The 6,538-nt window shown below is 66.2% G+C and carries 9 protein-coding genes; 5 read left to right on the forward strand and 4 right to left on the reverse strand.

The features are described 5' to 3' along the window. Positions 1 to 49: 49 nt before the first annotated feature. Together FHS87_RS21325 and FHS87_RS21330 are read left to right on the forward strand one after the other, a co-directional pair. Complete coding sequence (locus FHS87_RS21325; protein WP_184521394.1) at positions 50 to 1,084, forward strand: Bug family tripartite tricarboxylate transporter substrate binding protein; 1,035 nt, start codon at positions 50 to 52, stop codon at positions 1,082 to 1,084. Positions 1,085 to 1,106: 22 nt separating this feature from the next. Beyond that, positions 1,107 to 1,862, forward strand: a complete 756-nt coding sequence (locus FHS87_RS21330; RefSeq protein ID WP_184521396.1) for an enoyl-CoA hydratase/isomerase family protein — start codon at positions 1,107 to 1,109, stop codon at positions 1,860 to 1,862. A gap of 105 nt (positions 1,863 to 1,967) precedes the next feature. Here the strand turns inward: FHS87_RS21330 and FHS87_RS23510 are convergent, their stop codons facing one another. Further along, positions 1,968 to 2,138: a type 1 glutamine amidotransferase family protein gene (locus FHS87_RS23510; protein WP_221300241.1), complete on the reverse strand. Its 171-nt coding sequence runs from the start codon at positions 2,136 to 2,138 to the stop codon at positions 1,968 to 1,970. Next, entirely contained in the window at positions 2,102 to 2,767 is a 666-nt protein-coding gene (locus tag FHS87_RS21335; protein ID WP_221300243.1) for a DJ-1/PfpI family protein, read from the reverse strand. The genes FHS87_RS23510 and FHS87_RS21335 overlap by 37 nt, the downstream gene beginning before the upstream one ends. A 142-nt stretch (positions 2,768 to 2,909) precedes the next feature. On the opposite strand from FHS87_RS21335, the gene FHS87_RS23515 reads away from it, so the two are divergent. Together FHS87_RS23515 and FHS87_RS21340 are read left to right on the forward strand one after the other, a co-directional pair. Then, positions 2,910 to 3,155, forward strand: a complete 246-nt coding sequence (locus FHS87_RS23515) for a LysR family transcriptional regulator (protein ID WP_312862065.1) — start codon at positions 2,910 to 2,912, stop codon at positions 3,153 to 3,155. Positions 3,156 to 3,176: 21 nt separating this feature from the next. Beyond that, entirely contained in the window at positions 3,177 to 3,794 is a 618-nt protein-coding gene (locus FHS87_RS21340) for a LysR substrate-binding domain-containing protein (protein ID WP_221300247.1), read from the forward strand. Positions 3,795 to 4,027: 233 nt separating this feature from the next. Here FHS87_RS21340 and FHS87_RS21345 read toward each other — a convergent pair whose 3' ends face one another. Both FHS87_RS21345 and FHS87_RS21350 read right to left on the reverse strand, forming a co-directional pair. Beyond that, positions 4,028 to 4,636, reverse strand: a complete 609-nt coding sequence (locus FHS87_RS21345; RefSeq protein WP_184521398.1) for an NAD(P)-dependent oxidoreductase — start codon at positions 4,634 to 4,636, stop codon at positions 4,028 to 4,030. 25 nt (positions 4,637 to 4,661) lie between these two features. After that, on the reverse strand, positions 4,662 to 5,327 hold the full coding sequence (locus FHS87_RS21350; RefSeq protein WP_184521400.1) for a DsbA family protein: 666 nt from the start codon (positions 5,325 to 5,327) through the stop codon (positions 4,662 to 4,664). Between the two features lie 90 nt (positions 5,328 to 5,417). Here FHS87_RS21350 and FHS87_RS21355 point away from each other — a divergent pair, with 90 nt between their 5' ends. After that, positions 5,418 to 6,386, forward strand: coding sequence for a LysR family transcriptional regulator (locus tag FHS87_RS21355; RefSeq protein WP_221300248.1), 969 nt, complete (start codon positions 5,418 to 5,420; stop codon positions 6,384 to 6,386). The last annotated feature ends 152 nt before the right edge of the window (positions 6,387 to 6,538 follow it).

A 6,538-nucleotide genomic window follows, 5' to 3' on the forward strand; every position in this document is an offset into this window, starting at 1 on the left:
GCGGCACCACCGGCAAACCGGCGGGCCATGGCATGGGAGGGAAGGTGAGATGAAAGCGAACATGACAGGGCCCGTTGCGGATCCCGGCAGCGTGCAACATGAGGAGAAGACCGCGCCGGCAGGGGCGATGCAGCGCCGCACCCTCCTTGCCGCCTCCGGTACACTGCTCGCATCGCCAGCCATCGCCGCTTTTCCCGAGCGGCCGGTGCGGATCATTGTTCCCTGGTCGCCGGGCGCGTTGCTCGATGTGGTGACGCGCGCCATCGCGCAGGCGATGTCCGCCACGCTCGGGCAGTCCGTCATCGTGGAGAATCGGCCCGGTGCGACCGGTGCAGTCGGCGCCGAAGCGGTCGCCCGTGCGACGCCCGATGGCAGCACGCTCGTGGCAGCCAATGCCGAAACCCACGCGATCAACCCACTGCTTTATCGACGTCTGCCCTATGACGCCGTGCGGGACTTCACCCCGGTTTGCCTTTTCACCCGGGCGCCCTTCGCGCTGGTGGCGGGACCGAGCCGCGGCTTCACCAGCCTACAGGCCCTGATCGACGCAGCGAAGGCGAAGCCGGGGGCGGTCTCCTTCGCGTCCTGGGGGGCTGGCAGCACCTCGCGGCTCACCATGGAGCTGCTCCTGCGCGACCGGGGCATCGAGATGCTGCATGTGCCTTTCGTGGCGCAGGCGCCCGCCATCACGGCCGTGATGGGTGGGCAGGTGGATGCAATGTTCCTCACCGCTGGTGGTGGCGAGGCAGCTGCACGCGATGGGAAGGTGAAGGTTCTCGCCGTCTCGAGTGCGCAGCGCATCCCGCTTCTGCCGCAAACGCCGACCCTGCGAGAGTCCGGGATTCCGGTCGAGGGCGGCAACTGGTTCGCCCTCATGGGACCGGCCCGGATGCCTGCAGAGGTGGCGCGACGCTTAGCCGAGGCAACCGCCGAGGCGATGCAAAACCCGTCCGTGCTGGAGGTCTGCCGCGTCCAAGCTGCCGATCCGATTACGGGTACACCGGAGGAGCTCGCAAGTTTCATTGCTGAGGATCGTGCTCGCTGGGCCGAGGTCATCAACGCGCTGAAGCTTCAGCTCGACTGATGGTGCGTTCGGGGCGCCCTGCGTGAGCCAGGTCAGCATCCGCCGCATTGGCCGCGCAGCTGTATTGTCCCTGGCGCGACCGGAGGCTGGGAACCGGATCACCCAGGTTCTGGCCGAGGAGCTGACCGCCGCGCTCGAGGCAGCGCGACGGGATCCGGAGGTCGCCGGCTGCGTGCTGACCGGGGAGGGAAGCGTTTTCTGCCTTGGGGGCGATTACCGTGGTGCCGGCTCGCGCATCGCAGGCCGGATGGAGTTCGGCCGTGCCCATTTGGACCTGTTTGATGCCATGGCGCGGCTGGGTAAGCCACTCGTGGCAGCGGTGAATGGTCATGCCCATGCTGGGGGCTTCGCCCTGGCTCTGTCTTGTGATCTGATGTTCCTCGCGGACAATGCGACAGTCGGCCTGCCGGAGGCCGCGCATGGCCTCTTTCCTTTCCTGGCACTGGCGGTGGCGCGCAATGCCATGCCCAAAGCGATCTTTTTCGATCTTGCCTACAATGCCCGGCTCCTGAATGGCCATGAGGCCTGTGCACTGCACCTGGCGAATGAGATACTGCCTCCCAATGCTGTGCTGCCGCGCGCGATCGAAGCTGTGGAGCGCACCGCCCACATCACCCCCGATGTCCTGACGCTAGGCCGTGACCTGTACCATGCGTTGAGTGGATTGGGGGCGGCCGAGGCGTTGGACCAAGCGCGCTTCGCGCTCGGTGCGGCACTCAGCGCGCTCGACGCATCGCGGGATCAAGCGGAGCAGGAACACCGTCCGCGCTCCTCCTAGGTTCGGATTTAGCCACTAGGTGTCGTGGCAAATGACGCAGCGATGAGGTGGTGAGGCCGCGATCGGCGAGGCTTGAGCGGAGCGCCCCACCGGTCATGGGCGTCCTCACGCCGTCGCAAGCGGCCGATCAAGCGCCTCGATCAGCGCCGTGGCGAGCAGATGATCCGAGGCGGGGTTCTGGCCGGCGATCGGCTTGCGGTCGACTACCACGTTGAGCGCGAAGTCGATCGGGTGGCTAGTCACCGCGCCACCCGCGGCCTGCAGCGCCGCCGGCATGTCGAAGTAGAGCTTGCCGTGCAGGAGGTGCTCCTCGGGATCCTCTCCTCGCTCGCCGAGAAGACGGTCATCCTGTAGCCCGCATAGGCCCAGCCCCGGGCGTACCCGGCCGCCCCGGCGTTGTCCCCAGCGATCAGCGCGGCGCGGAACTCGCGGGCGCGCGGCATTGCCGCCGCGATGGCGACCGGGCCGTGGCAGAGCAGTGCCGTCGGCTTTCTGGCCTCGTGGAAGTGGCGGAGGATCGTGCCCAACTCAGCATCCTGCATGAGGTCGACCGCCGGCGCATGCCCGCCGGGCACGAACAGGCTAGCATAGCCGTCCATCCCGTCCTCGACCACGGAGCGCAGCTTGCGCACCTGGTTCATCAAGGGGTCGTCGGCGTAGAACCGCCGGGCGCGCTCATGGGCGGCCTCATCCCCACCGAAACGCTGCGTCGAGTCTGAAGCCTCGTCGATATGCGGCTTGGTTCCGTCCGGGGTGGCGAGGACGACGTCGTAGCCGGCCTCGATCAGCGTCATCGCTGGGACGACCGTCTCGTTGAGGTACTGCCCGATTGCGGCCGAGCCGCCGCCCTGCAGTTCGATCCGCGTGGCGTTGGAGCCGGCCACAAGCAGTGTTCCCTTGGTCATCTCAGTCTCCGTTGCGCGATCCGCGTCTCCTGCGGACAACCGGAACCTGGACCGGCCCGAGATATTTCAAATGTTTATTATCTTGATTTTATATATGCTTTTTACATTATGAGTCGTACGCTACGATTTCAACCTCCTGCCGATCCTCGTTGCCCTGATGGAGGAGCGCAGCGTCACGCGCGCCGCGGAGCGCCTGGGCATGACCCAGCCGGCGCTGTCGAACGCGCTCTCCCGTCTGCGGATTATGCTGCGGGACCAGCTCTTCATCCGCGAGCGCTACGGGATCCAGCCCAGCCCGGTCGCCCTGGAACTGGCGCCGGGCATTGCCGAGGCGCTGGCGAGGCTGGACGACGCCGTGCTCGGTCAGCAGGAGTTCGACCCTGCCTAGGCCGAGCGGCTGCTGACCATCGTGCCCAACGGCTATGTCGAGTTCGTTCTGGTGCCCGCGATCGTGGCGCGGCTGCGGCAGGTCGCCCCGGGCATCAGGATGCGCCTGACGCCCTACGGCAACGACCTCGTCGGGACCGGCGTCACCTCGGGCACCACCGCGCTGGTGCTCGGCCGCATTGTCGATCCACCCAACAACCTCGTCGTTCAGCATCTCATGGATGACGGGCTCGCCTGCGTGGTGCGGGCGGACCACCCCGAGATCGGCGACAGCATTACCCGAGATCAGTTCGAGCGCCTCAAGCACGTCAACGTGGTGCCGCCCGGCCGCATGAGGGCAGGGCTGTTCCACGCGCTGGCGCAGCAGGAGCTCAAGCGCGACATCGCCATCTCCGTCACGAACTTCTTCGCGGTCGTTGAGATGGTCGGCGTGACCGATTACTGCGCGACGCTACCGGACCTGATCTGCCGACGGCTAGCGCACGATCCCCGGCTCAAGGTCCTGGCCCCATCGGCCGACTTCGGGACGTTCCCTGTCGAGATGGCTTGGCATGTCCGGTACCGCCACGACCCGGCGCATCGGTGGCTTAGAGCGCTCATCGCGGAAGTTGCGGCGGGTTTGGCTAGTCGGCCACATTGAGGTTCCTGGCTGCTTCGCGCCCACTTCGGCCGCTCATGATTTCTATGTAGTTGCTCCAAAGTAGACATCAGTGACGGGGATCGCGACGGCGAAGGCGGGCGGGAGTCAGACATAGCCCGCGGCAGCTGCCAGTGGTCCTACCCAATGCGAGAATCAAGACTTCTGCACATTCTCCGCGGCTTGGAACGGCCCACATGGAGAGCCGTTCCAGCTTATGTGGGATGCGCTGTGGGTCAGTAACCTACGGTGAAGCGCTGCCGGATATGGCGAGGCCGCTCGACTTCATCGACAAGCGCGATCGCGTAGTCTTCGAACGAGATGCTGCTGCCATTCTCATGGGTCAGCAGCTGGTCCGTGCCGAGCCGGTATCTGCCCGTGCGCTCGCCAGGGCTGAACAGCGCAGACGGCGAGAGGAAGGTCCATTCCAGGCGGGAGTTGCCTCGCAGCTTGTCGAGGAAGGCAACACCCCCCTGAGCTTCGGCGCGATACTGTGCTGGAAACTCTGGAGTATCGACGAGTAGCTTGCCCGGCGCGACTTCCAAGCTGCCCGCGCCACCCACCACCAGGTAGCGGTGCACGCCAGCAGCCTCGACGGCCTCGATCAACTTGTCGGGATCGCTTGCGGTGAAGTGGACCGCGCTGATGGCGGCGTCATGACCCCGCAGAGCCTCGGCCAGCTTGGCCACATCCGCGATATCCACGGCGGAGGCCGTGACACCCGGAGCGGGAGGGATCTTCGACATGTCCCGTGCGATGGCCGTGATCTGGTGTCCGCGTCCGGACAGCTCGGCCAGAATGCGCGAGCCAGCGTTACCCGACGCGCCGATGAGTGCGATCTTCATGGGTGTCTCTCCTTTCCGTGACTTGTCAGGCGGTCGGGGCGAGCTGCCGCACAGCGGCCAGCACCGCGTCACCGCCGCTGTAGAGCGCTTGGCCGTTGACCGTGCGCACCTGGCTCCCCTGGCGCACGCGAAGCTGCGGCACGCCGCTGCCCGGCAGCGACCATATCTCGTCGCGCGCGACCGCCATGCGGGCTTCAGCCCGCTCCTTCAGGGCGGTATCGCTCCTGAGCCGCTTACTGAAGGCCGTAGGGTCAAACGGGACGCCGTTGCTGGCCGCCACAGCCTCGGCCACCCGCACGACTTCCTCGATGCGGGACGTGTCGCGGCCCTCGACGTAACGGGCGACCTGCGCTGCATGAAGGAAGCGCGCTTCTAAGGCGGGGTCGGTCTCGCCCAGAGCGACCAGAGCCAGGGTCAAAGGGCCGGAGGTAAATACCCCCTCCGGGGCTTGCAGCACGTTGTGGTGGTAAGCCTCGCTGAACTGCTGGCCCGTCAGGCCGCTGATGCGCTGATCGTTCCGCCACGCATGGTCAGCGATAGCGCTGACTGGCCGAGGCTGGGCGAACAGCCCCACGGGCATCATGCGGAGCTGGGCGCCGTGCTGTTCCGCGAGCGCCGCAAGGGCGGGCGCACTGGCGTAGCACCAGCCGCACAGTGGATCGAAGAAGTAGTCGATTTCGAGGTCGGACATAGGAACCACCCTTTCGCAACCGGATTTAGTGTTGCGCCAAGCGAAGATATAGATCGAATATGTGGACACACTGTTGCATGGTTCAGGCTAATGGTGGATCGCGTGATCGCCGCTCAGGTCTTCGTAGAGACGGTTGAGCGCGGCAGCGCGGCGAGCGCCGCCGAGGCGCTTGGCATGTCCAGGGCCATGGCGTCGCGCTACCTCGGCGCGCTTGAGGACTGGACGGGAACGCGGCTGTTGCATCGGACCACCCGGCGGCTGAGCCTCACCACGGCGGGCGAACGGGTGCTTGAACTCTCGCGCGAGATGGTACGCCTCGCGGGGAACCTGAAAGCCGTCGCGGACGCGGGCGACAGCCCGCAAGGATTGCTGCGGATCGCAGCACCGACCATCTTAACAGAGGAGCAGCTAACCCCGCTTCTGGCCGATTTCCTGCGCGCGCATCCCCGATTGTCCATCGACCTTCGCGCCTCTGACAGGCCGGTCGATCTGGTTGAAGACCGGATTGATCTTGCGATCCGCATCGGCAGCCAGCTTGACCCGGGCTGTGTTGCCCGGAAGCTCGGGGAGTGCCGATCGGTCCTGTGTGCCTCCCCGCGATACCTGGACGAGCACGGCACGCCGGAGCGGCCCGAGGCCCTGCAATCCCACCACTGCCTGACCTACACCAATTTCCGCGCGGCTGAGTGGAGCCTGCACGCGGGCAGGGAGAGCGTGACCGTGAAGACCAATGGTCCGTTCCGCACGAATGAGGCTCTTGCCCTTCGGCGGGCTTCCCTGGAAGGCATAGGCATTGCCATGCTCCCACACTTCGCGGTCGCGGCGCATCTGACGAGCGGCGCCCTTCACGTCGTGCTCCCGGGCTGGGAGCCGTCCGCCCACCCCATCCACGCCCTTTACCTGTCGCGCCTTCATCTTCCGGCTGCCGCGCGCGCCTTCATCGACTACCTCACCGGGCGGCTACATCAGGATCGCCGGTCACATCGACCCGCAGTGGTGCAAGAACCAAGACTTTCGCACTGGCGGCACGATGCCCGCCCAGAGCCGAGAGCTGACTAGAGCAGTGCGCCGCTTGGGTCCGCTTCGGCGTCCCGCCCGATCCGAAGCCGCCATTCCGCTTTCGTGAAGGGTTTCGGATGCCGCAGGCGTCCGAAAGTCTCCGAGGAACGAACCCGCGGTCCGTTGGCGCTCGGTATGGGGATTTAGCGGAT

It is taken from the genome of Muricoccus pecuniae (assembly GCF_014199205.1).
GTDB classification, from domain to species: domain Bacteria; phylum Pseudomonadota; class Alphaproteobacteria; order Acetobacterales; family Acetobacteraceae; genus Roseomonas; species Roseomonas pecuniae.

What these genes read in the sequence shown, in the direction of transcription:
- FHS87_RS21325 (WP_184521394.1), top strand. Translation starts at nt 50, where the DNA reads ATGAAAGCGAACATGACAGGGCCCGTTGCGGATCCCGGCAGCGTGCAA.
- FHS87_RS23510 (WP_221300241.1), bottom strand. Translation starts at nt 2,138, where the DNA reads ATGCCGGCGGCGCTGCAGGCCGCGGGTGGCGCGGTGACTAGCCACCCG.
- FHS87_RS21335 (WP_221300243.1), bottom strand. Translation starts at nt 2,767, where the DNA reads ATGACCAAGGGAACACTGCTTGTGGCCGGCTCCAACGCCACGCGGATC.
- FHS87_RS21345 (WP_184521398.1), bottom strand. Translation starts at nt 4,636, where the DNA reads ATGAAGATCGCACTCATCGGCGCGTCGGGTAACGCTGGCTCGCGCATT.
- FHS87_RS21350 (WP_184521400.1), bottom strand. Translation starts at nt 5,327, where the DNA reads ATGTCCGACCTCGAAATCGACTACTTCTTCGATCCACTGTGCGGCTGG.
- FHS87_RS21355 (WP_221300248.1), top strand. Translation starts at nt 5,418, where the DNA reads ATGGTGGATCGCGTGATCGCCGCTCAGGTCTTCGTAGAGACGGTTGAG.